The sequence below is a fragment of the Clostridium sp. BSD9I1 genome (assembly GCF_900185645.1).
In the GTDB taxonomy this organism is placed as follows: domain Bacteria; phylum Bacillota; class Clostridia; order Clostridiales; family Clostridiaceae; genus Clostridium_AK.
The window spans coordinates 57,330-82,097 of sequence record NZ_FYAM01000005.1 but is presented as its reverse complement, the minus strand read 5'-3'; the positions used below and the strand labels follow the sequence as shown (position 1 = coordinate 82,097).

Sequence of the window (24,768 nt, the reverse complement as noted above, 5' to 3'; positions counted from 1 at the left end):
CTCTAATCTATTTCAAATATTTATCTGAAACTATTCTTCCATCCATAATTGTTATTACTCTATCTGCACTAGAAGCTATGTTAACATCATGAGTAATCAAAATCAAAGTTTGGTTATATTTTTTTGCAGAAAACTTTAAAAGCTCAATAACTTCCTTGGAATTACTGCTGTCAAGATTTCCAGTAGGCTCATCTGCAAGTATTATGGATGGTTTATTCAGAAGCGCCCTTCCTATAGATACTCTCTGCTGTTGACCTCCCGAAAGTTCTGAGGGCAAGTGGTTTTTCCTATCTTCTAAGCCCAAAAGCTTTATTATTTCAGCTAAATATTTCTTATCTACTTTATCATTATCAAGTAAAGCTGGTAATGCAATATTTTCTTCTACATCAAGTATTGGTAACAGATTAAAAAATTGAAAAATGAAACCTATTTTTCTTCTTCTAAATATAGCAAGCTTTTCTTCCTTATATTTATAAATATCCTCTCCATCAATAATAACCTTTCCTTCAGTAGGTCTATCCAATCCTCCTAAAAGATGAAGTAAAGTACTTTTTCCAGAACCCGAAGCCCCTACTATGGCTACAAATTCACCTTTATTTATACTTAAATCCACACCTTTTAATGCTTCTACTTTATTTCCTTCTTTTCCATAAATCTTCTTTAAGCCTTGAACCTTTAATATCTCCATATTTTTACCTCCTAATATTATCTTCCATATAAAACAGCTTCTATTAATTAAAATTAGAAATGGCTTTTAGTATTGAATTATAGCTCACTTCTACCAATGACATTATTATAGTCTTATTTAAATAAAGTCTCCATGACATACTGCTTACAAAGAAAAAAGTTATCTTACAGTTTAGTAAGATAACCTTAATATTTTAAAAATGTAATTATAAAACTTGTTCCATCTTGTTCTTTGCTTATAACCTCAATATACCCCCCATGCCTTTCAACTACTGATTTTGCTAATGATAAACCTATTCCTATAGAGTCACTTTTTTTGGATTTTTTACTCTTATAGAACCGCTTAAACACATGAGGTAAATCCTCTTCTGAAATAGGTTCTCCAGTGTTTTTTATGATTATTCTTGTGTATATTGGATTGTCTTCTATGTTTATGTTTACTTTTCCACCTTGGCAGGCATGCTCTATTCCATTTTTAACTACATTACTTAGTGCTTCTTGCATCCATAGCCTATCATGCTTTAAGATTACAGTATCCTTTGATATAAATTCTACCTTAACCTTAGCTTCCATAGCTTTGCTTTCCAGTATTTCCACAGTTTCTTCTATGGTTTCATTTAAGCTCTGCTCCTCCATTTCAAGTTCTATTGCATTAGCATCTATTTTAGCAAGCTTTAGTAAATTTAAAATAAGCCAACTCATACGATTAAGCTGATTTTCATTATTCTTCAAGAAAGTAGTTTGCTGCTCTTTTGTTAAATCCTTATTTAAAAGAATATCATTATATAAAATCATTGTAGAGAGAGGAGTCTTTAACTGATGAGAAATATCTGAAAGTAAATCTACTAAAAACCTTTTTTCCTTGTTAAGAGTGAATAAGTTGCCTCTAATAACCTCTCCCATGGAATTAAAGGATTTTGTTAGCTTTGATAAATCCCCTTCCTTTTCTTCACTAAGTTTTAAATTATAGTCTCCCTCTACGATTTTTTTTGCTGCTGAGCTAAAGTTTCTCATATTTTCATAAAAATATCCATGCTGAAAATAATTAAGAATAAAAAGTAGCATTGTAAGAATAATTCCTGCACTAAATATACTTAGTTCCATACTTTTAAAATTGCCTTTTATATAAGGAAATAAACTTATATCTAACTTTTCACTTAACCCATATTGCCTTAAAATTTCTCTCCCTTTTCTCTCTTGTTCCTTACTTACTTCCCTTGTCAAAAGTGGTACTATTTCTTTTTCAAACTTAGGATCAGATTCAACTATTTTAGCTGTAACAACCCCTAAAGCCTTTATATAATCACTTTTTAACTTTTCATTATGAGCCTTTATCATAAAATAATTGCAAGTTAAGAATATAGCCATTATTAAAAGAAATATAATAGAACTCCTTTTTATTTCCGGGTTATTAAAATATCTTTTCATATATTACTCCTTAATTACTTCCTTATTCCACTTATATCCTTGCCCTCTTATAGTTACTATGTACTTTGGTTCCTTGGGATTTTCTTCTATCTTCTCTCTAATTCTCTTTATGTACACAGAAAGGGTATTTTCATCAAAGAAAACTTCTGCCCCATCCATTAACTCTTTTAATATTTCTTCTCTTTTCATTAAGACATTTGCATTTGACATGAATATTAAAAGTAATCTATATTCCTGAGCTGTAAGAGTTAATTCATTCCCATTCTTTTTAGCAAGAGCTGTGGATATATCTATAACAATATCTTCACTTATCAATTTGTTTCCACATGCCGCTATCTTAGAATTTCTTCTTAAAATTGCTTTTATCCTCAGCAGCAGTTCCTTTACTCTAAAAGGCTTAGTTATATAGTCATCTCCACCCATTTGAAAGCCAAGCACCACATTTACCTCTTCATCTAAGGCAGTTAAGAATATTACAGGTGTATCACTTTTAGTCCTGATGTACTTACAAAGTTCATATCCATTACCATCTGGCAAATTTACATCTAATATTATTAAATCAAAATCTTCTTTTTCAAAGAGTGCTTTTCCATTTTCTAAAGTGGAAGCACTAAAAACCTCATAGCCTTCATCTGTAAGGGTAAATTCTATACCCATTGATAATGCCTCATCATCTTCAACTAATAGTAATTTATTCATATATTCCTCCATCATTTTGAAACTACAATCCATATCTTTATTTCAATTAGATTATACATCTATATTATAATTATTAACACACTTATCATGCATATAACAACTTGCCATGTGGGTGGCACTTGGCAAGTCGAGTATCAGACTTTCACTGACAAGATTACGCCCATGCCGGGCGCACACGAAAAAAGCACCTGCAATTTGCAAATGCCTTTAGCTTAAATTTATATTATATCACTTATTTTCTCAATAACAATGTAAGTTTATTTACTTTCCTCAATTAAATACAAGAGATTATCATCTACATTATAAAATAACGGTATAACTGATATCTTTGGATATTTTTCATTTAACCTTTTTGTTTCACTTAACAAAAAATCTATTTCATTTTCAATTTCAAACATTGGAGCAAAACTTGTAAAATGTTCTTCTGCATGTTTTTGATCCCATCCAGCATTCTCAATTAATCCTTTTATAAAATTATCCTTTTTGGACATTAAATTTACCATTCCACAATTATTATGTCCTATTAAAGCTATTGTTTTAATACCTCCAATAGCAACAGCATAGGATACCTTAAATTCGCTATATCTCAAATTGCCCCCACCTGTTCGTAAAATATAAGCAAAGTTATTAGGAATCCTAAGTTGTTTACGATTATCCATACACATTCCTACTAAAAGTTCAGCTTTAGCATATTTTTCAAAATCGTACCCTAAATTATGATATTGTAACAACTTTTCAATTGGAGTATTTATATATTGTGGTAATATATCCTTTTTATCTAATACCTTTATTAATCTATTCATAAATAGCCCTCCTTATTTTATGTAAATAAAAGTAGTCACGAACCGTATTTATTACTCTCTATAAGTATATAGTTTACTATTATAGTATATTTGATAGCTTAAGCCAAGTTTTTTTCATTAAATATTTGAAAACGCCGTCCAATAAATTAAGGACAATCAACAACTATTTAAGAAAATCACAATTAGTTGTTAACCGTCCACATTTTCATTATAAATATTCTCTTTTGAACTCTACATAACCATTTTTTCTTAATTTACAGGCTGGACATTCTCCACAGCCATTTCCTTTTATTCCATTGTAACAAGTCAAGGTTTCTTCTTTTACAATATTAAGAACTCCTAAATCACTGGCCATTTTCCAAGTTTCTGCTTTATTTATCCACATTAAAGGAGTAAGGATTTCAAATTCATAATCCATAGCTAAGTTTAACGTTACATTTAAGGATTTTATAAATACATCCCTGCAGTCTGGATATCCACTAAAATCACTTTGAGAAACGCCTGTTATAATAGTATTTATTCCCCTTTGTTTTGCAAATACTCCAACAAAGGTTAAAAATAGCATGTTTCTCCCATCTACAAATGAATTAGGCACTCCCTCCGATGGTGCATTTTTATCAACAGTTATATCCTGTCTAGTTAATGAATTCGGTGCTAATTGATTTAATAAATTTAAATCTAAAATATGATGTTCCACCTTATATTTTTTACATATGTCCTTAGCACATTCTAATTCTAATTTATGTTTTTGATTATAATCAAAGGATACTGCAATAACTTCTTCAAACTTTTCCTTTGCCCAAAATAAGCAAGTTGTACTATCTTGTCCGCCACTAAATACTACTATGGCTTTTTTCTTATTCATTCATTACACCGTCCCTAAATTTTATTTAGTATAAAGCATCATTAATTTATTATTTAAAATTGTATCCGTATTAAATCTTCCTCTTAAAGTAGTTGATATTGTTTTAGTACCTGGTTTTTTTATCCCTCTAGTAGTCATACAGCCATGTTCACCTTCTATAATAACTGCTACATCTCCCGAATTAGTTATCTTTTGCATGATTTCTGCTATGTCACTTCCAATTCTCTCTTGAAGCTGAAGTCTGCGGCCTACCATATCCGCTATTCTTGCTATTTTACTTAATCCAATAACTTTTCCATTAGGCACATATGCTACTGCCACCTTCATGTTATACATCAATGCTAAATGATGCTCACAATGGCTAAATATTTCTATATCTTTCATAAAAACTATATCACTAGAATTTTCATTTATAGATAAATCATCCTCGAAAGTGGTATTAAACATTTCTGCAATTTCATCGTTAGTAAAGCACATTCCCTTAAATACTTCTTCATACATTTTAGCTACACGTTTAGGCGTGTCCTTCAGCCCTTCTCTATTAGGGTCATCACCTAAAGCTACCAAGATTCCCCTTATATGCTCTTCAATTGCTTTTATATCAATAGCCATGATATTATACCCCCTTTTTACTTGGTTCCCATATAATTTTGTGAAGCTGTACCTGTAAGTTAACTCCATTCATTTTATTATCTTTCATAAATTCTACTATATCTTCCATTTCAATTTCTCCAAATACAGGACTAATATATACACTAGCTTTATCCACGAGATTATATTTATCTATTATATATTTAGCTTTCTCTAAATCTTTGGTGCTGCCGGATACAAATTTAACTGTATCTTTCTTACTTAAATAATTAAAATTTTCTACTGCCATTTTGTCTTCCATATTACTTGATGGAAGCTTATAGTCCATGGTAAAGCTTGGTGAATTTTCTATGTCTGCAAACTTATTTAAAAGCACACTTCCATTGGTTTCTATTTCCATGTTAAGTTCTTTATCTTTAGATAGAACCTCTAAAAGTTCTATTATTCCTTCTTGAAGAAGAGGCTCTCCCCCTGTTAAGGTTGCATTCTTAACACCTGTAGATTTAATATACTCATATATATCATAAGCAGACATTAGCTCATAAGATACATCTTTTTCATTAGCCCAGGTAGTATCACAATAGCTGCAGTTTAAATTACATCCTGCAAATCTTATAAATACTGCTAATTGTCCACAACGTCGTCCTTCTCCATTAATACTAATAAATTTTTCAACCACCTTAAAATTCACCTTATCTAGCCTCACTTTCTTCATATATAGCACTATTAGTAGGAGTTTCATAAACCGTAGCTCGTTTTACGTTATATCCTTTTTCTTTCATTGTTTTAAAGAAAAGCGCTGCAAAATTTTCTGCTGTTGGTCTAAAATTCACCTGTATTACTTTAAATCCGTCCTGGCATATACAATTTAATGTTTCCCCCCTCATAGTTCCTTCCTGAATTATTAATGCATGATCATAATAATCTACTGTGTTTTTAACATCTCTTTTTAAATCTCCAAAGTCAATTACCATTCCATCAAGCTGACCGCCATTTTGTAATGTTTCTGACTGCACTTCAATTTCAACTTTCCATCTATGCCCGTGAATATTTCCACATTTTCCTCTATAATTAGCAAGAAAATGGGCACTATCAAAGCTGTGTTCTGCTTTTAAAATATACATAATTATTCCTCCTGAATTTATCTTAAAATCTTACTTCCATAATAGCAGCAACCAATTGCTCCATTAAATTGAGGTTCTTCTACAGATACTATTTCTTTATAATCATTCTCAAGGTATTTTCTTATTGCAGTATTATTAGCAACACCACCAGTTAAAACTAGTTTTTCACCTCTAAATTTAGTTAAAAGATGCTGCAATCTTTTATAAAGAGAATAATTAACCCCTGCACATAATCTTTCAATACTTACGCCTTCAGCGATTTTACCAATTAGCTCTGACTCAGAAAATACCGCGCAAGTTGAATTTAAATCCACAGGATTTTCTGAGTATTTACTCATTTCATCAAGGGATATTTCAAGCACATTTGCCATATTCTCTAAATATCTACCGCAGGAAGCAGCACATTTTTCATTAAGCTCTAAATCCGTAGTAATACCTTTTTCTATTTTAACTACCTTAACATCCTGTCCACCAACATCTAAAAGTATAAAATCTTTTAAATTAGTTTGGTAAATAGCTCCATAAGTATGAGCCTTTATCTCATTTATTGGTGTAAAGAGCTTTAAATCAGTATTGTTTTTTCCGTAACCTGTAGATACTGCCTTATCAACCTCACCTATATCAAGTTTTTCTAAATCTACAATTATCTTGCCATCAAAGCTGCAGTAATCTCTGTAAAAACTCATTGTACTTACTTTTTTCTTTTGGACTATATTATTATTTTCCATTAAGACAATCTTAACTTCTCTACTTCCAAGGTCTATTCCTAATATTCTCATCTTTCAGCCTCCTTTAAATCAAGAAGCATATCAAGAAAAGCTTCTAGCCTAAGTTTTGTTCTTGCATCTAATGCATTTAACTTATCCCCTTCAATGTTCAGGATTGGAATATCTAATTGATTCTTTAACACTATATCTTCAACTGCCCTATGGCAAAATGCCTGAGTGTAGTGAATTATGCCATCTAAGTTTCTATCTTCAATTTGTTTTTTTAATTCCTTAATTCTAAATCCAGTATCATAAGGATAAGTGTAGTCATAATATTGATGAAATATATTTAAAGCCTTATCTCCTCTAGGAAAAGCAAATTCCCTTTGTACCTCGTTATATACAAAATGAGCATTAAAATTTTCAACAAAGTCATATATATCTCCAGTCATTGGAGGAACCCCTATATATCCTAATCTTAATTTTTTATTTATTGGCTCCCTTTTTCTAATATCATGGATAGCCTTTTCAAGATCAGCTTTATATAAATTTATATCTCCATTAAAGTCACTTAAGCTTACCTGATACAGATGATTTTCAAAGCCAGTAGCCTTGTTTTCCTTATATGTTAATTCATCAATTTCCTTACCTAACTCCCTAATTTCATTCAATCTTTTTCGAACTGGTTCAACTTCTTCTAGAGTTACATTAAAGATATCCATAAATCTTTTTATTTCATTTTCTACATCCTTAAGATTATGGCTATTTGGAAAGGAAAATGGATAAACCTTTATTCCTCTTAACTCAAGCACTTCAATAAGGGCTTTAGTATTAGAACAATCTCCCCCCATAACTCCAACTATTTCTTTAATATTATTTTCTAAACATACTCCATAAATTCCCTTTATCCAAGCACATAAGCTTTTAGGAAATCCATCTCTTTCAGCTATATCTATATATTTCAAATAATTCTCTGAGGTTATAAAGATATTATTTAAATCTACCGGTGTATATCCTGCAGCAATTATAACTTCTATTGGTACTGTTGTAGTTAAACCTATTTTTTTCATTACAACTTCTCCTTACTTTAGGAACTATATATCTATAATTTTCTATTTTTTCCAAACAAAAAAGGGCATACGCCCTCCATAAACAAAAAACTACCTAATTCAGTAGTTACGTCCTAGTTTTGTTTATAGACAGGATGGTTACGAACTGTCTCTATTATTTTTTATGTGGCTACAGTTTACTATAAAATATTTACTAAGTCAAGCTTAATAGCCAATCAATGCAACATCAAGATTTATTTAATAAAAATATTAGTTAGTGCAAAATTTTGCCTTTATGAATCGTATTAGTAGTGAAAGGGGAGTAAAAACTCATGAATAAATTTTATGGTACCGAAAATTATATTCAAAATATTATTGAAAAATATTCTGATATGATACTAAGAATTTCCTACTCTTACATGAAAAACTTTAATGATGCTGAAGATATAACACAAGAGACTTTTATTAAGCTTCTTGAGAAGCAGCCAACATTTCAAAGCAGTGAACAAGAAAAGGCCTGGTTAATTAAAGTTGCAATTAATTTAAGTAAAGATAAATTAAAGTCTTCATGGTTTAAAAAGACAGCTCCATTAGAGGGTGAGTTTATTGCTGCTACGCAGGAAGATAATGAAATAATTGCAACTGTTTTAAGCTTGCCATTGAAATATAGAAGTGTTATTTTTCTATTTTACTATGAAGATTATAGTATTTCTGAAATTGCTAACATTTTAAATTTAAAAGAATCAACAGTTGGTTCACAACTTAGTAGAGCAAGGAAATTACTTAAATCTAAATTGATGGAGGATTTTGAGCATGAATAAAAATAAAATCAAAGATGCCTTTTCTAATATAAAAGCAAGTGAAGAATTCAAAAATAAACTAGCGAACAATTTAAAGTCTACTTCTATAGAGACAAAGAGGACAAAGAAAAAGTTGTATAATACTTCCTTTGCAGCAGTAGCCGCTATTTTATTAATCTGCATAGGACTTATGAGCTTTAAAACTATAATAAATAAAACTAAAAATCCACCTAATATAGTAACCATCCCTAAAATAGAATTACCAAATAACAATGGCATCTATGTTAAAATGATTCCCCTTATTGTATATAATGGCAAAATATATACTTCTTCTCATACAATCATTGATTCTAAAAATACGGAAAATCTTTTAGGCGAGAAACTAGGTAGAACAAAGGCTAATATAAATGAATGGAGTAAACAAACAGAGTATTCAAAGGAGTTTGCCTCTAATATAGGAGAGCAGGATGTATATACAGTAAAAGGCTATGATAAAGCCTTTAGAATAATGACTAATATTAAAACTCCCGACGGAGCATCTTACCCTGAGTTTTATGACTGTTTGAATGGAATAACAATTAATACCGGAGCAGATGTATTTGGAAAATTAAATCTTAAGGGCAATGTTATCAAAGCTAAATTTAGAAGTTATAATAATTGGAATAATGGTGTAGAAGCTTTTAGCCCAATAAATGATATAGCTTTATTAAATCGCTTTCTTGATAAGGTAAATAAGTCTACTCCTTACTCTCAGGAGGAAATAGAAACTTCCTTAGGTGATTATAGAAATGATGATGAATATAAAGAAATCATCTTAAAATTAAAAGATGGCTGCGAGGTAAGTTTTACAATTTTAAAAAGTGGATATGTATATTATGGCTATTCCACTGTATACTTTAAAATTAATGATAAAGTTTTTGAGAAACTATGGAATGAACTAACTGTTTCAAATCCTACAAAATAAATATCTGTTTTCAAGATGCCGCGCCCTAAATTTAGGGGGCGGTAAATAATATGGCACATATATTATATTAGGCATCTTCGATAACTTTTCCAACTTGCCACGTGCCTGGCACTTGACATCTATGCTACACTATATAAAGAGGTGTTTAAAGTGAAGAAAATAGTAAAAGTAGTTGGTGCAATTATTGAAAATGAACAAAATCAAGTGCTTTGTGCTCTTCGTTCTACAAAAATGACACTCCCAAATCTTTGGGAATTTCCTGGTGGAAAAATTGAGCAGGGTGAGTCAATTGCTGATGCAATAGTAAGGGAAATTAAAGAAGAGCTTAGTTGTGATATTGAATTTATTAATATATTCAATGACAACACTCATGAATATGATAATTGTATAGTAAATTTAATTACAACAAAGTGCAGAATTGTAGGTGGACACCCTATTGCAGATGAGCATGCAAAACTTATTTGGTTACCTAAAGAAAACTTGCTTTCTTTAAACTGGGCACCTGCAGATATCCCTGCTGTTAAATTATTGGCATCAAAAATCGATTAGGAGGGAAAGTTAAATAGCTTATCCCTCCTACATTTTTTACTAATGAAAACTTCTAGTTTTACCTTTTATCCCAGGGGCCTGACCCCTTTTATTCATACCTCAAGGCATCAATTGGATCAAGTTTTGCTGCTTTTTTAGCAGGATATAGGCCAAAGAAAATTCCCACTGATGATGAGAAAATAAAAGCAATAAGTATAACTTTTATTGATACTGGAATTTCCACCTTCATTAACTTACTTGCTGCTTTTCCTGCTGAGATACCCAGCATAGTTCCAACTATTCCTCCTATTAAGCATAAAATAACCGATTCTGATAAGAACTGAAGTTTTATATCACTGGTCTTAGCACCAATTGCTTTTCTTATACCTATTTCCCTTGTTCTTTCTGTTACAGATACAAGCATTATGTTCATTACTCCTATGCCACCAACTAATAATGATATAGCTGCAATTGCTCCTAACCCAAGTATAAGCATGTTTAATATCTTGTTAACACTATCTAGCTCTGGAAAGCCCTTGTTAGCTGTGTATTTATTTGAATTTCTATGCTTGTTTTCAATAATTCTTGTTATTTTAGAGCTTGTCTCATCTGCTTTTGACATATCCGACACAATAACAGACATATAACTTATATCAGTAGATTTCATTATTTGTTCTCGTATTGTTATAGGTATGTATATCTGCCCTGGCCTGCCACCATCAAAAGAAGCCAAACCCTCTTCACTCTTTAAAACACCTACGATGAACAAATCTAAATATTTATCACCTATATTCATTTTTGCCTTTTTTCCAACTGCATTTTCTGCATCATTAAATAATTCTTCCGCTGTTCGATAATCTATCACTGCAACATTTTTGTTAGTCTCAACATCATGCTCATTTAAAAATCTTCCGTCGGAAATCTTTATATTTTCAACCTCTGGATGTTTATGATTTGTTGCACTTACATATACCCTCTTAGATTTATCGTTTGCTTTAAAGGAACCCATGCCATTGACTATAGGCACAACGGCAGTAACTTCTGGCACCTTATCTGTTATTAAATTTACATCTTCTAAGGTAAAATAATCTCTTTTTCTTATATCATCTGAGGAAGAATTCATCTGCAAATTTATTACATTGGTACCCATGCCCTCAAATTCTCCTGTAATAAACCGCTTTGCCCCTTCTCCAATTGATACTATCGTAATAACAGATGATATACCTATTATTATTCCAAGCATAGTTAAAAAAGATCTCATTTTGTTTGCCTTTATACTTTGAACAGCAGATTTTAAGCTCTCAAGAAGATACATTTATACCTGCCCCCTAATTAATTTTCTATTTAAAACAGGTTTATCGGATATTATATTTCCATCCCTAAACAGAATATTTCTCTTTGTATATGCTGCTATATCTGACTCATGAGTTACCATTACTATGGTTACACCTTCATCATTTAACTCTTTAAAAATACCCATTATTTCTTCGCTTGATGCACTGTCCAAATTTCCTGTAGGTTCATCTGCCAAAAGTATCGACGGATTATTGACTAAAGCTCTCGCAATTGCAACTCTCTGTCTTTGACCTCCAGATAACTCATTTGGTTTATGATGCATTCTGCTTTCAAGCCCTACCTTTGCCAAAGCTACCTTTGCTCTTTTACGTCTCTCCGCTAAAGGTATCCTATTATACATCATAGGCAGCTCAACATTTTCAAGAGAACTAAGCTTTGGAAGTAAATTAAATGACTGAAACACAAATCCTATTTTTTTGTTCCTAATTTCAGCAAGACTATCATCATCTAGAGTAGATATATCTTTGCCATCTAAAATATATTTACCAGAAGAAGCTCTGTCTAGGCAGCCTAAAATATTCATAAGTGTAGACTTGCCTGAACCAGATGCACCCATAATTGCAACATATTCATTTTCTTCAACCTGAAAATTAACGCCCTTCAAAGCCTTTAGCGTAATAGCTCCCGTATCATATATCTTTATAAGATCTTGAATTTCAATAACCATTATTTATTTCCTCCAGACTCAGAAACTTTGTCGCCTTCTTTTAAAGTTTTTTCTGGACTTAATACGTATTTTTCCCCTTCTTTTAATCCACTTAAAACCTCAATATTATAATCAGTTTCCAATCCTGTAGTGATGTACCTTCTAACTATTGTATTATTACCATCTATAACAAAAACATATTTTTTACCTGCATCTTCTTTTATTGCTTCAAAACCTATTTGTAGTACATCTTTCTTTTCATTCAAAATAATTTCTGTGTCTACTTCATACCCTATTTTAACATTTGTATCTGGCTTGTTTATAGATACTTTGACATTAACCTTTGAATCCTGATCTGTTGAGTTTAACTTTTTTTCTGCACGCTGGCCAATATCTGTGACAGCTCCTGTGTATTTTTTGTCCCCTCCATTTACATTAATTATTGCCTTTTGTCCCTTCTTCATCTTTATAGCATCATACTGACTTACATCCATAGAAGCCTTATATAATGAATTATCATCTATTATAATCTTCTCCCCTGCTTCTGGATATTGATTTACTTTAGCATCTATTTTTGTAACTATTCCATCTACATTTGCTCTTAAATTACAATCCTCAATCTTCTTGTTAAGACTCTGAATTTCTGACTGAATTAATTCAATTTGATTTTTTTGATTTATAATCTTATTGTTTATAGTTGAATCCATGCTAGAATAAGTACTTTGCGCATTTGCCAGAGCAATTTCAGCACTCTTCACAGCATTTTGGTTGTCCTTAACTGCTTTTTTTGCTGCTTCAAATTCATTGGCTGATACCAATCCATCTTCAAATAAACTTTTACTTTGTCCAAATTTCTTATTTACATCGTCCAAATTAATTTTGGCATTTTCCAGTGATATCTGTGCCTGTTTTAATGCATTCTCAGAAGTTAGTTTGTCGTTTGATGAACTGTTTTCTACTATGTAATTTAAATTATATTCTGCATTAGATAAATTAAGTTTTTGCTTTTCTAACTGACTTTTAAAATCTGAGTCGTCTAACTTAGCCAAGACATCACCCTTTTTGACAGTTTGTCCTTCTTTTATAAAAATCTCCACAACCTTCAGAGAAGGTGATAATGCTATTTCGTTTCTGCTGCTTGATTCAATACTGCCTGTAAGCGTTACTGATTGAGTTAATGAACTTTTTTTAACTGCTGCAGTGCTAACTTCTTTAATCTTCGCCTTTTGAGACTTAGAATAGGACCTAATTCCAAATACTCCTACTACAATGATTATAAGTAAAACAAATATCATTGGTTTTTTAAGCCTAAATCTGATCTTTTTAGGTTTTTGTGGTTTAGTATTATTGATGTCTATACCTGAAGTAGACCCTATAATTGTCTTTGCATTTGGCTGTGTATCCACTCCTATACTTGACTGACTTTCTAAATTTCCATTATCCATAATTCTCCCCCTTTATACTTATAGATCACTTCAATGTTACACTCATTTATATGATCTCTTTTATTTTTCATTAAAATGCCCTAATAATTAACCAAATACACTTCCAAGAAATGTATTTAGATAAATTATCAGGGTAATTCAATTTCGTATTCACTATCATCAATTAACAAATACAAATATAAACCAATTGAGTTATATTATTAAACCAATTGGCTTTTATGCCATTTATGATATCATATGCAAAGCAATAGTTCAATATTTCCAGTTACTTCATAGTAAATTTAATATATTAATTATTTCTTAATAACTACAATGAAACCTCTATGCTAAAGGAAAAATTATTGATTACAAAAATCGATTAGCCATGTTTTTTTATACTATTTTACACTTATTACCTCTTCAGTACTATTTTGAATTTTATTTCTTCTTTCATAAGACTCAAGTATAAGCATAAAGCAAGACGCAACTATACTTATACTTCCAACTATCTTCCAAGCACCATTTATTGTTACAAATCTTAATATTTGCCCCATCCCTACAGGTCCTAGTGTATAACCCAATCCATATATCATAGGAATAATAGCACTCATTCTTCCCCTATGGGACGCTGGTGTATGATTTGCAATAAATGGTGACGTACTAATTGCAAGTGATATTTCTCCTAAAGTAAATATAAATGTACTTACAAAGAAGTATACTAACCCATTATAAAATCCTAGCATTCCAAACCCTAAGGCATATAACACCCCTCCATAAACTACTCTTCTAATACTCTTAACATTTTTAGACATATAAGTAATTAAAGGAGTAAATAATATTACTACTATTCCATTGAGTCCTGATATTCGTCCAAAAATTTCAGCTTTATTTTCCGGATGAATAGATATAAGATGAAGCGGCATTAAGTATGACCATTGAGAGTAGACAAAGTTAAATCCACATACAATTACAGCAAAGTAAATTAATATTGGTCTTTTTATAAGTACCTGAAAAATGGAACCTTCTTCGCGCCTTTCCATAATACGATCTTCATCAGTGATTTCTTCCTCTGTTTTATGAATAGTTTCTTTAATAAATAGCGTGATCAATGCCAGAGAAACTAAAGCTGTTATTGCATCCCCTATAAATATAAGAGATAAGTTTTTTTCATACAAAAGTCCACCTATAACTGGTCCTATAGCAAAACCTAAATTCCATCCCATATATGAAAGAGCATATGCTCCCTCCCTATTTTTATGAGTAGTTAAATCTGCTATTAAAGAGTCATGCGCTGGTCCTGCAGTAATCATTGAGGCTGATGCTAGCATTAATACATATACCATAGTAATAGATGGCTTCATAAATCCACAGCTTAGGTAAAGTAACGCGGCTAAGCAATCAAATATAACTATTACTTTTTTTCTTCCAATACTATCCGCCAGTTTTCCGCCGAGCATAGCAGCTGGGAGCTGTAATATGCCTGTGGCGCTTATATACACTCCAACCATTTGCTCTGATAGTCCTATTTTGTCTTTTAGTATAATTGTTAGTAATGGCATTACAAAGCAACCAAAAGCATTAATTATTCTAGCAACAAATATTACATATATTTCTTTAGGCAATCCTATATATGGTTTTAGCAGTTGTTTTAAATATTTCATTTTATATTCACGTCCTTGCATAATATTTAATTAATTTTCATTATATTTAATCCATTCTTCCAGTAACCTTTCTAGTTCCTTTTCAATATTCTCTTTTTGAGAAGTGTATTTACTTAGTTCTATATAATCAGAACCTATAGAGTCTATTTTAATATCCAATTCAGAGATCTCTTGTTCAAGTTTATTTATTTTTTTCTCTATCTTCTTAGTCTCAATTTCTTTTTTCTTTGTCTCATTTACCTCTCTTACCTTCCTTAGCTTTTTTTCCTTTATCTCTTCCTGCCTTTCTTTTAGTTCGGCTTTTTTTACTTTATAGTAATCATAATTTCCCAGGTAATTTATAAGCTGCTTATTTTCAAGAGCCACTATTCTATTGCAAATCGTATTTATAAAGTATCTATCATGGGATATAAAGAATATAGTTCCTTTAAAATCCATTAGTGCATCTTCTAATGTTTCTATTGACTCAATATCCAAATGATTTGTAGGTTCATCTAATATTAGTAAATTTATATCCTCGTATAAAAGTTTACTTAGTTTAAGTCTTGTTTTCTCTCCTCCTGATAAATTTTTAACCTTTTTAAACACACTTTCTCCAAAAAACATAAACTTTGAAAGATATTCTCTAGCCTTACCTTCCAATATATCTATATCTTCTCTAAAATACTGAAGAACTGTTTGCGTTTCATCCTTAAAGGTTATATTTTGCGGTAAATATGCAGCTTTAATATTAGCACCTAGCTCCGCCTTGCCAGCACTAACACCTTCTTCTCCTAATAAAATTCTCATAATAGTAGATTTTCCACTTCCATTAGGTCCCATCAGTGCTACCCTTTCTCCATAAGTAACTAATAAATCAGCATTATCAAATAATATCTTATCATCAAAGCTTTTATACGCATCTTCAATCTTTACTACTTCCTTCCCCGATCGCTCACTATCTATAAAACTTAGTTTCATATTTTGTTTTTCAGTATTAGGTATATCTACTTTCTGAATTTTATCTAGTCTCTTCTGCATACTTGCAGCTCTTCTAAAAAACTTTTCATTGCCACTTCTATTAGCCCAATCTCTTAAGGTCTTTATTGAATTTTCTATAGCCCCTACTTTCTTCTGCTGTTCTTTATATGCTTCTAATTCCAACTTTAGATTTTCCTCTTTTTGCCTTATAAAGTTAGAGTAATTCCCTATGTAGGTTTTACTTTCTAAATTCTCGATTTCAACTATTTTAGATACAACACTATCTAAAAAATATCTATCATGGGATACCATAAGAACAGTTCCCCTGTATTCTTTCAGGTAATTTTCAAGCCACTCTAAAGATTCGGTATCTAAATGGTTTGTTGGCTCATCTAAAAGTAATACATCTGGTTCTTCCAGCAATATTTTTGCCAGCATTACAGTAGTTTTTTCTCCTCCACTTAGTACGCTGAACTGCTTATTTAGAAATTCATCTGTTAACTTCAATCCACTACATATTTTACTAAGTTTCTCTTCCTTTTCATATCCACCCATTGCCTCATGCCGCTGCTGCATATTACTATATAGCTTTAATATCTTATGAAGCTCTTCCTCCTCTAAATTTCTCATCTTATTTTCAAGATCTATCATATTTTCTTCAATGTCAGTTAAATCTTTAAATGCAAGATTCAAGACTTTACGAGCTGTATACTCATCTTTATAGTTTGGCATTTGTTCTAGGTATCCAATTTTTGCTCCTTTTCTAATGGCCATATTTCCTTTATCAATAGGCTCTAGTCCCGATATCAGTTTTAGTACTGTGCTTTTCCCACTTCCATTTCTTCCAACTAACCCAACCCTTTCTCCTTGATGCATATCAAAGGTAATATTACTTAAAATTAAATTAGCTCCAAAATACTTAATTACTCCATTCAATGATAATTCAATCATATAAACCCCTCCTTAAAATAAGGATAAGATGTGCTTGCCAGATTTATTTAATTTTTAACAACAAAAAATCCAGGCAAGTAAACTACTGCCCGGAATGCTGCACAAAAAAAATATAAAAAACCGGGCAAGGCCACACCTTACCCGGATATTATTAACTTAGTATATCTGGTAAAATATGAATCACCTGCTTACTTTAGAAAAATATTTAATTTTAGACGCACTTGTCCCGTTAAACACAAAATTTGCTGAAATTCTTACAGATATTGCTCTAATTTTATCCATTTTTCTAATAATGCAAATACTCATAATTTTACCTCCTTTACTTTAATATGTAACACTAACATTATAATCCAAGTCAATTATAAAATCAATGAATTTCTGAAATTTACTGGTTTTTATCATAAACTTTTCCATTGGCATAGTATATTTTCACAATATGATTATTACTTTTTACATAATCATGGTTCCATCTTATTGCTATATGAAAACTATTTCATAATAACCTTTTGTTACATTTAACCAATACTTAACTTTACTCACATGTTTTTATGAAAATAAAATGTTTATACATACCCATGCATATAATCCCATATAAATAAATAATAAATAAAATTATGCGTTATGGAGTTAATAGATGAGTAGCAAACAAGAATTTAAAGAAAGGCAAAAAAATAATATAAATATTACAAACAATGAAAACAATACACATTCTATTAATGATGTAGAAACCGAACCTTGCTCAATTTCAGATAATATTATTAAGTCTGCTGAAACTATTTCAAGTGTAAACATAATTAAAGATGAAATAACTAAATTAGGGTTAAATCCTGAAGAAAAGAACTATATAGAAAACTATGTTACTCCATTATTAAATACTTTATATTTATTAAGTGCTACTTCATTAGGCTTAGCCAGCTCTGCTGGTCATTTAGCAGTGTCTATCAACACTTCATCTAAATCTTCTAAAATAAAAGATACTGAAAAATTAGTCTATGATATAAATGAACAATGTGAAGATATTTATGATGTTTTAAAAAAGAGAATTGATGTACTTTTATAATTTATTGAAATTTATTTCATATTACTTTAAATTCTATAACAACCTTGGGACGGTTCACAACTATTATTGGTAAATAGTTGTGAACCGTCCCTTTTATTAAAGGCTTAAATTTTGAAATTAGAAACTTCCTTCTTGAGATTATCAGCACTTTCTTTTGATTTTAATACTTCTTTTAATAAATCATTAGATTCATTATTAATTTCCAAAACCCTACCTGAAATATCTGTTGTTCCTCCGGCCCCTTCACCAGCTGCTTTTGCAACTCCATCTATGGTCTTCAGCACATCACCTATGGATGCTAAAAGTTCCTCTGAAGTCGAGCTAAATTCTGATACTAGATTATGAACAAACTCTGCATCTTTACTATATTTATCTGCAACACTAAGCATAGTATTATAATTATTTGATACGTCTGTATTCATAAATGTTAATAGCTTGTTTGAGCTTGCTGAAAGATCCTTTACAGATTCTGTTACTTTACTTGTTATATTTTGAATTTCTATTACTGTACTTTTAGATTGTTCTGCTAGCTTCCTTATTTCTTCAGCTACTACTGAAAATCCCTTTCCTGCTTCCCCTGCTCTTGCAGCCTCAATAGCAGCATTTAATGCAAGAAGATTTGTTTGAGATGTAATATGCATTATAGATTCTGAAAGTACATTTATTTCTTCTACAACCTTTGATGCTTCAATAGCCCTTTCTAAATCCATTTTTGTGCTTATAAATATATCATTAGATTTCTTCTGAGAATGTTGCACATTTTCTTTTGTATCCTCTGCTCTTTTATTAATTTCTCCTGCCTTCATGGCACCTTCTTGCGATTTTTCTGCAATGGAGTAAACTGCTCTTTCAATTCCCTCTGCGGTTGCAGACATTTCTTCTGATGATGCCGCAGTTTCTTCCATACTTTCAGATAGTTCTTTTGTAGTTAATGATATTTTCTCTATACTTTCATTTAAATCTATTACTTTTTTATTTACCATATATACAACATCTTCAATTGAATCTGTCTCATATCTTACATTTTCCACAAGAGCCTTTATAGAACTTTGCATAGTATCTAAAGCCTTTGCAATTTCACCTATTTCATCTTTTCTTTTCATAAACTTCCCTGGTACACCCATAGTAAAATCACCCATTGATATCAATCCTAAATGATTTATTGCAAGGGTTAATGGGTTTACTAGGTTTTTTGCTATTATAAACGTAAAAACTATACTAATAATTAATACTATAATGCCTACTATAAAAATACTTATCATTAATGTACGTATTTCTGAGTCAACTTTTGTTTTTTCTATTCCTGTAAACCACATACCTATAACTTCATCATTTGAATTCTTTATTGGACAATAATAAGTTATTACTTTTTTATCTACAACTACCGCTTCTCCATGATATTCCTTTCCTTCATTTAATACCTTTTCAGTTACATCTTTAGAAGCTTTTGTACCAATTGCCCTTTCTCCATTATCTAGAAGCACATTAGTAGATACTCTTGTATCCTTCATAAATATTGTTGACAAATATCCTGTATCCTTTTTTATTGAGTCCACTACATCAAAATTTTCATTGATTAAGGTATCTCCCTTATATAATTTCTCTCCCTTTAATTCCCACTCTCCAGGATATTTTGTGTCTATAAGAGTAATTCCCATATTAGCATTAGCTAATATAGTCTGTTTAAAGTTTTCATTTGCCATTTTATTAACTCTATAATAGACTACTGTAAAAATAATTAAAGAAAATATAACTATAATAGAGCTAAATGCTGCCACTAATTTCCCTTTGATTTTCATAATTTTACTCCTCCATCTTTAGCTACAACTTTTTAGTGTTTAAATATATTCGATATTTTTTTATTATTTCCTTTATTTTCATTAAATTTTTATCTATATTATTGAGCACAACACCCATAATAACCAATAATTCCATATCAATATGTAAATATCAGGAATATTATTGAATAATATATACAATTAAGGACGGTTCATAACTATTTACCCATGATAGTTGTGAACCGTCCCATTTTAATTAATCATTATGCTGATCATCAAGTGAATGCAAATTTAATAATGGCTATCTATAAAAAAGTTCTAATAGCTCTTCCTTTGATAACTTATTTAATATAGTACCTTCTGTAAGTTCTCCTGTAATAATCGTATCAATTAGCTCTTTTTTATGCTCTTGCATTAATATTATTTTTTCTTCTATAGTTCCTCTTGAAACTAGCTTAATTACTTCTACTACATTCTTTTGTCCAATTCTATGAGCCCTGTCTGTTGCTTGATCTTCTACTGCTGGATTCCACCAAGGGTCAAAGTGAATAACTAAGTTTGCTGAGGTTAAATTAAGTCCGGTACCCCCCGCCTTTAAGGAGATTAAGAATACCTTAGGCTTGTTACTACTATTAAACTCATTTACTAATTTAATTCTTTCTTTAGGTGGTGTAGATCCATCTAAATAAACATACTCAATTTCATTGTCTTCTAAAGATTCGGCTATCTTTTTCAAAGCAGAAGTAAACTGTGAAAAAAGCAGTGTTTTCCCCTGAGATGCTGTATTTTCTTCTATTAATGCCATTGCAAGCTTAAGCTTTCCACTGCCTCCTTTATATTCATTAAATACAAGAGAGGGGTCTAAGCAAATTTGTCTTAGTTTTGTTAAGTAAGAGAAAATTTCTATTTTCCCTTTGGAACTATCCTTTATTTTTTCTTTAACCTCTTTTATATAATCTTTATATATAGTCTTTTGAGCTGAGGTCATTTCTACTAATATTTTCTTTTCTATTTTATCTGGAAGATCCTCTATAACTTCTTTTTTAGTTCTTCTCAAAATAAAGGGCTTTATAATTAACTTAAGATTTTCTAAATCACAATCCTCGTTATAAATAAACTTTTCTTCAAAGGTTTCTTTAGAGTATAGATAGCCGGGCATTATAAAATCAAATATAGACCAAAGTTCTGTTAAACTATTTTCGATAGGAGTTCCTGTAAGTGCAAATCTTGCATTAGCCTTAATTTCTTTAACAGCCAAAGTTACTTGAGCTTCGAAATTTTTAATATTTTGAGCTTCATCTATAATACAATAGTCAAATTGAATATTACTATACTTATCAATGTTATTTCTCAGAGTTCCATAGGTGGTTAAAAGCAAATCATATTCTTCTAAATTATTTATTACAATTTCCTGCTTCTCTATATTTCCATGAGCAATACCTACTCTTAATTCTGGAGCAAATTTTTCTATTTCAGACTTCCAATTATAAATCAAGGATGTTGGAGCAATTATCAAAGACTTTTTACTCTTTTGTCCTACAAGAAAGGCTATGGTTTGAACTGTCTTTCCAAGACCCATTTCGTCTGCTAAAATACCACCAAACCCTAGCTCACTTAAGCTATTAAACCACTTAAATCCAATGATTTGATATTCTCTAAGTTTTGCCCTTAAACTTTTTGGAACAGTTACATCTTTACTATTTATTGTAGTTATTTTGTTCTCTATATTCTTTATAAGCTCTATTCCTTCCCCAAATTTATAATCCCTATTTTTCAAGCTTTCAGCTATATATATTGCCTTATTTTTTTCTATATAAGAGCTACCTTTATCTATATCCTTATTGATATCTAATATTTCAATTAAATTAAAGAAATTTCTTATACCTTCATCTTCAAAATCTATAAATCCATTATCTTTAGTTTTATAAAATCTACTATTGGATTTGTAGCTTCTAAATATATCTCCTAGCTCCCTAGTATCCACATCACCAATATTATAACTAAATTTAAATCTATCGTTTCCCTCATAGAAATCTATGTTAATAGAGCTAGTATTATATAATTTTATATCTTCTAATCCTTGGCCTAAAATTAGTGTACCTAATGATTGTATTCCACGTTTCTTACTATTTAATATATTAAAAAGATCTTCATCCCCGCCAATAAATATAAGCGTATCTTTTCTCTTTATAAACTTATAGTATTCAAGCTTCATAAGAACTCTTTCTTCCTGGCGTGAATTTCTTATAACTTGTGTTTTTTTATTAATCTTTTCTAATATGTTGATCTTCTCATTGTTATACATTGTATATACATTACAATATATATCTTCCTTCTCTTTATAAATAAAAAATTCAAATTTTAATAAACTAGCTGCAAATCTTTTTATTTCTTCTGTAAGTGTAATATCTGTTGAAATGCTATTTAGCAAAGAAATAATTTTATTATAATTTCCTATAGTTTTATCATATAAAATCTCATTTCTTTCTCTGAATCTATAATATAAAGGTAAATATTTTTCAATTTGATTGCTAGAAGGTAAATAAATATTATCATTAAAGAAATATACATCTTTGTTTTCAGTTAAAGAAATTGGAAGCTTATTATAAGTTGTTAATTTAAAGTATTCTTTTTCTTCTTTTAAAGTAAAAGTAAGAGGTAAATCAGTATTAAAGACAGTTGTGTTATATTCTATCCCATTGTACTTAAATCTAATTTTGCTTTTCTCTATACATTCTAAAAATCTTCTTAAATCATTAGCGTCTATTGTTAATACTCTACCCATGGAAAATATGCCATTGCTTTTATTTACATATTCTCTAATAAAATTTACTACTTTTATGTCTTTGGGGGAAATCACATATTCTTCTGGATTATAGATAAACTGATTATTGAAGCAAATACTTTGTCCCTTGTCTAGATTTAAAATAAAACCCACTAAATCATCAATTAAGTACTTTTGTGCAAAGCCCAATCGGAATTCTAACTCATAACTACTTATTCCTTTGCATGATTTATGAGTTATTTTTATATCCATGCCCACATGAGTTTTTTCTTTTTGTTTCTTTGGCGTATTTTCTTGCTTAAGTAACTTTTCCTGCGTTTTTTTTTCTTTGCATTTCTTATTTTCTAATAAACTTAAAAACCTGTATGCCGTAGCAATTAAATGCTCACACATAAACAATCTTTTATCTTTAGAAATCTCTCTAAAATTCTCACAGCTACAACGCACATCATCTAGCTTTTTATACTTCAAGTTTATTTTTATATGGGTTTTTAATTCATCATAATTCTTGTCACCGGATACTTCTCCATAGATATGGTATATTTCTTCTATTTTTCTTCCCTTCACATTAGTAACTAATCCATTTTTAAAAACCTCTTCTCCCATTTTTCTCATTATATTAGAAGAAGCTTTGAAAATTATTTGTTCTATTTCTTTTATGTTTATTTTTATCATCTCTTTTCCTAATTTAGGATTTTCACTTTTTTTAGTATCCATTTACTTCTTTAAAACATCACCTTAAGATTTATTATAATGCATAATTCCTTTTTCTTTCTAGATTTTTATGATATGTTAATTAATTGTTGCCAACCGTCCCCAAGAACGTGGAAAAACATCTGCAATTTGCAGATGCCTTTAGATTAATTTGTATTATTTACTTATGCAGAAGCTGCTTTGATTCTAATTAAAAGAAGCTTATTTGTTTTACTTCATAATCTCTTTTGTAGCCAGCAATGATATCTTTCATTTTATATAATATTTTCGCCTTATCACATTCTACTTTAAAGAGGTTCCACAATTTAGCCGCTCGTTTCGAGCGACATTCATAGGAAAACCCATATTCCTTTATATATTTTTCAGTTACGCCATAAAAGTTTTCATCTAACTTGTTAAAGAAATGGTCTCTTTGATTTTGTCTAAGTGTAACTCCAAATGCAGGATAAATAAATTTTGCTCCACTTTCCTTTGCAAGTCTTATAATCCTAAGTATATTTTCATCACTATCTTCAATAAATGGTAACACAGGCATTAGTAATATACCTGTAAAAATCCCCTGAGAAGAAAGTTTATTTATTGCTTCAAACCTTTTAGATGATACTACTACATTAGGCTCAATTTTCTTACTAAGACTATCATCTGCAGTTGTAATTGTAATTTTGATAAGAACAGGTGAATGACTTTTTATATCATTTAATATGTCTATATCCCTTGTAATAAGATCACTTTTTGTGGCAATACCCATTCCAAAGTTATATCTATTTATGAGTTCTAATGCACTTCTAGTAAATTTATATTTTGCTTCAAGAGGATTATATGGATCTGACATTGCACCAGTTCCAACTACGCCCTTTTTTCTCTTTGATTTAAGTTCACTATTTAATATCTCAATAGCATTATCTTTTGCACGAACAATATCAAAATCTTTAATTTGATAACATTCACTTCTTGAATCACAATATATACATCCATGACAACAGCCTTTATATATATTCATATTATAATTTATTCCAAACCAGTTGTTATTATCTGCCCAGGATGATAGTATTTGCTTTGCAGGAATAAGTTCCATTTTACTTTACCTCATTATAGTTATTTAATTTAGTAGGATCAAAACCTCTTTTATATACAATGCTTATATTTACAATTATTAAATAGAAATATCATATATAAATTCAATAGTTG

At 30.3% G+C, this 24,768-nt stretch carries 23 protein-coding genes; 4 read left to right on the top strand and 19 right to left on the bottom strand.

Translation table 11 applies throughout. The annotated features are described in order from the left end of the window. Positions 1–7: 7 nt before the first annotated feature. From BSD9I1_RS02635 to BSD9I1_RS02590, 10 genes are all read right to left on the bottom strand, one after another. The gene (locus BSD9I1_RS02635) at positions 8–688 is read right to left on the bottom strand and encodes an ABC transporter ATP-binding protein (protein WP_186429018.1); all 681 of its coding nucleotides are present in this window, start codon (positions 686–688) and stop codon (positions 8–10) included. Positions 689–873: 185 nt separating this feature from the next. Then, positions 874–2,115, bottom strand: coding sequence for a HAMP domain-containing sensor histidine kinase (locus BSD9I1_RS02630; RefSeq protein ID WP_186429017.1), 1,242 nt, complete (start codon positions 2,113–2,115; stop codon positions 874–876). A 3-nt stretch (positions 2,116–2,118) separates the two neighbouring features. Continuing rightward, the gene (locus BSD9I1_RS02625) at positions 2,119–2,814 is read right to left on the bottom strand and encodes a response regulator transcription factor (protein WP_186429016.1); all 696 of its coding nucleotides are present in this window, start codon (positions 2,812–2,814) and stop codon (positions 2,119–2,121) included. A 257-nt stretch (positions 2,815–3,071) separates the two neighbouring features. Further along, complete coding sequence (locus tag BSD9I1_RS02620; protein WP_186429015.1) at positions 3,072–3,617, bottom strand: carbonic anhydrase; 546 nt, start codon at positions 3,615–3,617, stop codon at positions 3,072–3,074. 208 nt (positions 3,618–3,825) lie between these two features. Beyond that, the gene (gene queC, locus BSD9I1_RS02615; RefSeq protein WP_186429014.1) at positions 3,826–4,482 is read right to left on the bottom strand and encodes a 7-cyano-7-deazaguanine synthase QueC; all 657 of its coding nucleotides are present in this window, start codon (positions 4,480–4,482) and stop codon (positions 3,826–3,828) included. Positions 4,483–4,503: 21 nt separating this feature from the next. Further along, positions 4,504–5,094 (bottom strand): GTP cyclohydrolase I FolE, encoded by a 591-nt coding sequence (gene folE / locus BSD9I1_RS02610; RefSeq protein ID WP_186429013.1) that lies wholly within the window; start codon positions 5,092–5,094, stop codon positions 4,504–4,506. A 4-nt stretch (positions 5,095–5,098) separates the two neighbouring features. After that, a complete protein-coding gene (queE, locus tag BSD9I1_RS02605; protein WP_186429012.1) occupies positions 5,099–5,764 on the bottom strand; it encodes a putative 7-carboxy-7-deazaguanine synthase QueE in 666 nt (221 codons plus the stop codon). 1 nt (position 5,765) lies between these two features. After that, on the bottom strand, positions 5,766–6,197 hold the full coding sequence (queD, locus tag BSD9I1_RS02600; protein WP_186429011.1) for a 6-carboxytetrahydropterin synthase QueD: 432 nt from the start codon (positions 6,195–6,197) through the stop codon (positions 5,766–5,768). 17 nt (positions 6,198–6,214) lie between these two features. Continuing rightward, positions 6,215–6,976 (bottom strand): acyl-CoA dehydratase activase, encoded by a 762-nt coding sequence (locus tag BSD9I1_RS02595; protein ID WP_186429010.1) that lies wholly within the window; start codon positions 6,974–6,976, stop codon positions 6,215–6,217. Beyond that, a complete protein-coding gene (locus tag BSD9I1_RS02590; RefSeq protein ID WP_186429009.1) occupies positions 6,973–7,974 on the bottom strand; it encodes a 2-hydroxyacyl-CoA dehydratase in 1,002 nt (333 codons plus the stop codon). Before BSD9I1_RS02590 ends, BSD9I1_RS02595 begins: the two co-directional genes overlap by 4 nt. A 311-nt stretch (positions 7,975–8,285) precedes the next feature. Between BSD9I1_RS02590 and BSD9I1_RS02585 the strand changes: the two genes are divergently transcribed. The 3 genes from BSD9I1_RS02585 to BSD9I1_RS02575 all read left to right on the top strand — a co-directional run bounded on the left by BSD9I1_RS02585 (position 8,286) and on the right by BSD9I1_RS02575 (position 10,266). Continuing rightward, complete coding sequence (locus BSD9I1_RS02585) at positions 8,286–8,774, top strand: sigma-70 family RNA polymerase sigma factor (protein WP_186429008.1); 489 nt, start codon at positions 8,286–8,288, stop codon at positions 8,772–8,774. After that, positions 8,767–9,717 carry a hypothetical protein gene (locus tag BSD9I1_RS02580; protein ID WP_186429007.1) on the top strand — a complete coding sequence of 317 codons (951 nt, stop codon included), beginning with the start codon at positions 8,767–8,769 and terminating at the stop codon, positions 9,715–9,717. Before BSD9I1_RS02585 ends, BSD9I1_RS02580 begins: the two co-directional genes overlap by 8 nt. A 150-nt stretch (positions 9,718–9,867) precedes the next feature. Further along, positions 9,868–10,266 (top strand): (deoxy)nucleoside triphosphate pyrophosphohydrolase, encoded by a 399-nt coding sequence (locus BSD9I1_RS02575; protein ID WP_035311574.1) that lies wholly within the window; start codon positions 9,868–9,870, stop codon positions 10,264–10,266. A gap of 88 nt (positions 10,267–10,354) precedes the next feature. Here the strand turns inward: BSD9I1_RS02575 and BSD9I1_RS02570 are convergent, their stop codons facing one another. From BSD9I1_RS02570 to BSD9I1_RS18985, 6 genes are all read right to left on the bottom strand, one after another. Beyond that, entirely contained in the window at positions 10,355–11,560 is a 1,206-nt protein-coding gene (locus BSD9I1_RS02570; RefSeq protein WP_186429006.1) for an ABC transporter permease, read from the bottom strand. Next, positions 11,561–12,268, bottom strand: coding sequence for an ABC transporter ATP-binding protein (locus BSD9I1_RS02565; RefSeq protein ID WP_035311576.1), 708 nt, complete (start codon positions 12,266–12,268; stop codon positions 11,561–11,563). Then, on the bottom strand, positions 12,268–13,692 hold the full coding sequence (locus tag BSD9I1_RS02560; RefSeq protein WP_186429005.1) for an efflux RND transporter periplasmic adaptor subunit: 1,425 nt from the start codon (positions 13,690–13,692) through the stop codon (positions 12,268–12,270). The genes BSD9I1_RS02565 and BSD9I1_RS02560 overlap by 1 nt, the downstream gene beginning before the upstream one ends. 377 nt (positions 13,693–14,069) lie before the next feature. Further along, on the bottom strand, positions 14,070–15,332 hold the full coding sequence (locus BSD9I1_RS02555; RefSeq protein WP_186429004.1) for an MFS transporter: 1,263 nt from the start codon (positions 15,330–15,332) through the stop codon (positions 14,070–14,072). A 30-nt stretch (positions 15,333–15,362) separates the two neighbouring features. Next, the gene (gene abc-f, locus BSD9I1_RS02550) at positions 15,363–17,243 is read right to left on the bottom strand and encodes a ribosomal protection-like ABC-F family protein (RefSeq protein ID WP_186429003.1); all 1,881 of its coding nucleotides are present in this window, start codon (positions 17,241–17,243) and stop codon (positions 15,363–15,365) included. 180 nt (positions 17,244–17,423) lie between these two features. After that, positions 17,424–17,549, bottom strand: a complete 126-nt coding sequence (locus BSD9I1_RS18985) for a hypothetical protein (RefSeq protein ID WP_278281151.1) — start codon at positions 17,547–17,549, stop codon at positions 17,424–17,426. A gap of 328 nt (positions 17,550–17,877) precedes the next feature. Between BSD9I1_RS18985 and BSD9I1_RS02545 the strand changes: the two genes are divergently transcribed. Beyond that, positions 17,878–18,303, top strand: coding sequence for a hypothetical protein (locus BSD9I1_RS02545; RefSeq protein WP_052085875.1), 426 nt, complete (start codon positions 17,878–17,880; stop codon positions 18,301–18,303). A 104-nt stretch (positions 18,304–18,407) separates the two neighbouring features. On the opposite strand, the gene BSD9I1_RS02540 is transcribed toward BSD9I1_RS02545, so the two are convergent. The 3 genes from BSD9I1_RS02540 to BSD9I1_RS02530 all read right to left on the bottom strand — a co-directional run bounded on the left by BSD9I1_RS02540 (position 18,408) and on the right by BSD9I1_RS02530 (position 24,655). Continuing rightward, positions 18,408–20,102 carry a methyl-accepting chemotaxis protein gene (locus BSD9I1_RS02540; RefSeq protein ID WP_186429002.1) on the bottom strand — a complete coding sequence of 565 codons (1,695 nt, stop codon included), beginning with the start codon at positions 20,100–20,102 and terminating at the stop codon, positions 18,408–18,410. 280 nt (positions 20,103–20,382) lie between these two features. Continuing rightward, entirely contained in the window at positions 20,383–23,583 is a 3,201-nt protein-coding gene (locus BSD9I1_RS02535) for a DEAD/DEAH box helicase (RefSeq protein ID WP_242966387.1), read from the bottom strand. Between the two features lie 187 nt (positions 23,584–23,770). Continuing rightward, positions 23,771–24,655, bottom strand: a complete 885-nt coding sequence (locus BSD9I1_RS02530) for a radical SAM protein (protein ID WP_186429001.1) — start codon at positions 24,653–24,655, stop codon at positions 23,771–23,773. Positions 24,656–24,768 lie beyond the last annotated feature (113 nt).

Excerpts from the sequence above, each read along its gene's own strand:
- queC (WP_186429014.1), bottom strand. The coding sequence starts at position 4,482 with ATGAATAAGAAAAAAGCCATAGTAGTATTTAGTGGCGGACAAGATAGT.
- BSD9I1_RS02590 (WP_186429009.1), bottom strand. The coding sequence starts at position 7,974 with ATGAAAAAAATAGGTTTAACTACAACAGTACCAATAGAAGTTATAATT.
- BSD9I1_RS02585 (WP_186429008.1), top strand. The coding sequence starts at position 8,286 with ATGAATAAATTTTATGGTACCGAAAATTATATTCAAAATATTATTGAA.
- BSD9I1_RS02560 (WP_186429005.1), bottom strand. The coding sequence starts at position 13,692 with ATGGATAATGGAAATTTAGAAAGTCAGTCAAGTATAGGAGTGGATACA.
- BSD9I1_RS02545 (WP_052085875.1), top strand. The coding sequence starts at position 17,878 with ATGAGTAGCAAACAAGAATTTAAAGAAAGGCAAAAAAATAATATAAAT.
- queD (WP_186429011.1), bottom strand. The coding sequence starts at position 6,197 with ATGTATATTTTAAAAGCAGAACACAGCTTTGATAGTGCCCATTTTCTT.
- BSD9I1_RS02555 (WP_186429004.1), bottom strand. The coding sequence starts at position 15,332 with ATGAAATATTTAAAACAACTGCTAAAACCATATATAGGATTGCCTAAA.
- BSD9I1_RS18985 (WP_278281151.1), bottom strand. The coding sequence starts at position 17,549 with ATGAGTATTTGCATTATTAGAAAAATGGATAAAATTAGAGCAATATCT.
- BSD9I1_RS02620 (WP_186429015.1), bottom strand. The coding sequence starts at position 3,617 with ATGAATAGATTAATAAAGGTATTAGATAAAAAGGATATATTACCACAA.
- BSD9I1_RS02630 (WP_186429017.1), bottom strand. The coding sequence starts at position 2,115 with ATGAAAAGATATTTTAATAACCCGGAAATAAAAAGGAGTTCTATTATA.
- folE (WP_186429013.1), bottom strand. The coding sequence starts at position 5,094 with ATGGCTATTGATATAAAAGCAATTGAAGAGCATATAAGGGGAATCTTG.
- BSD9I1_RS02625 (WP_186429016.1), bottom strand. The coding sequence starts at position 2,814 with ATGAATAAATTACTATTAGTTGAAGATGATGAGGCATTATCAATGGGT.
- abc-f (WP_186429003.1), bottom strand. The coding sequence starts at position 17,243 with ATGATTGAATTATCATTGAATGGAGTAATTAAGTATTTTGGAGCTAAT.
- BSD9I1_RS02595 (WP_186429010.1), bottom strand. The coding sequence starts at position 6,976 with ATGAGAATATTAGGAATAGACCTTGGAAGTAGAGAAGTTAAGATTGTC.
- BSD9I1_RS02540 (WP_186429002.1), bottom strand. The coding sequence starts at position 20,102 with ATGAAAATCAAAGGGAAATTAGTGGCAGCATTTAGCTCTATTATAGTT.
- BSD9I1_RS02635 (WP_186429018.1), bottom strand. The coding sequence starts at position 688 with ATGGAGATATTAAAGGTTCAAGGCTTAAAGAAGATTTATGGAAAAGAA.
- BSD9I1_RS02580 (WP_186429007.1), top strand. The coding sequence starts at position 8,767 with ATGAATAAAAATAAAATCAAAGATGCCTTTTCTAATATAAAAGCAAGT.
- BSD9I1_RS02565 (WP_035311576.1), bottom strand. The coding sequence starts at position 12,268 with ATGGTTATTGAAATTCAAGATCTTATAAAGATATATGATACGGGAGCT.
- BSD9I1_RS02535 (WP_242966387.1), bottom strand. The coding sequence starts at position 23,583 with ATGGATACTAAAAAAAGTGAAAATCCTAAATTAGGAAAAGAGATGATA.
- BSD9I1_RS02530 (WP_186429001.1), bottom strand. The coding sequence starts at position 24,655 with ATGGAACTTATTCCTGCAAAGCAAATACTATCATCCTGGGCAGATAAT.
- BSD9I1_RS02570 (WP_186429006.1), bottom strand. The coding sequence starts at position 11,560 with ATGTATCTTCTTGAGAGCTTAAAATCTGCTGTTCAAAGTATAAAGGCA.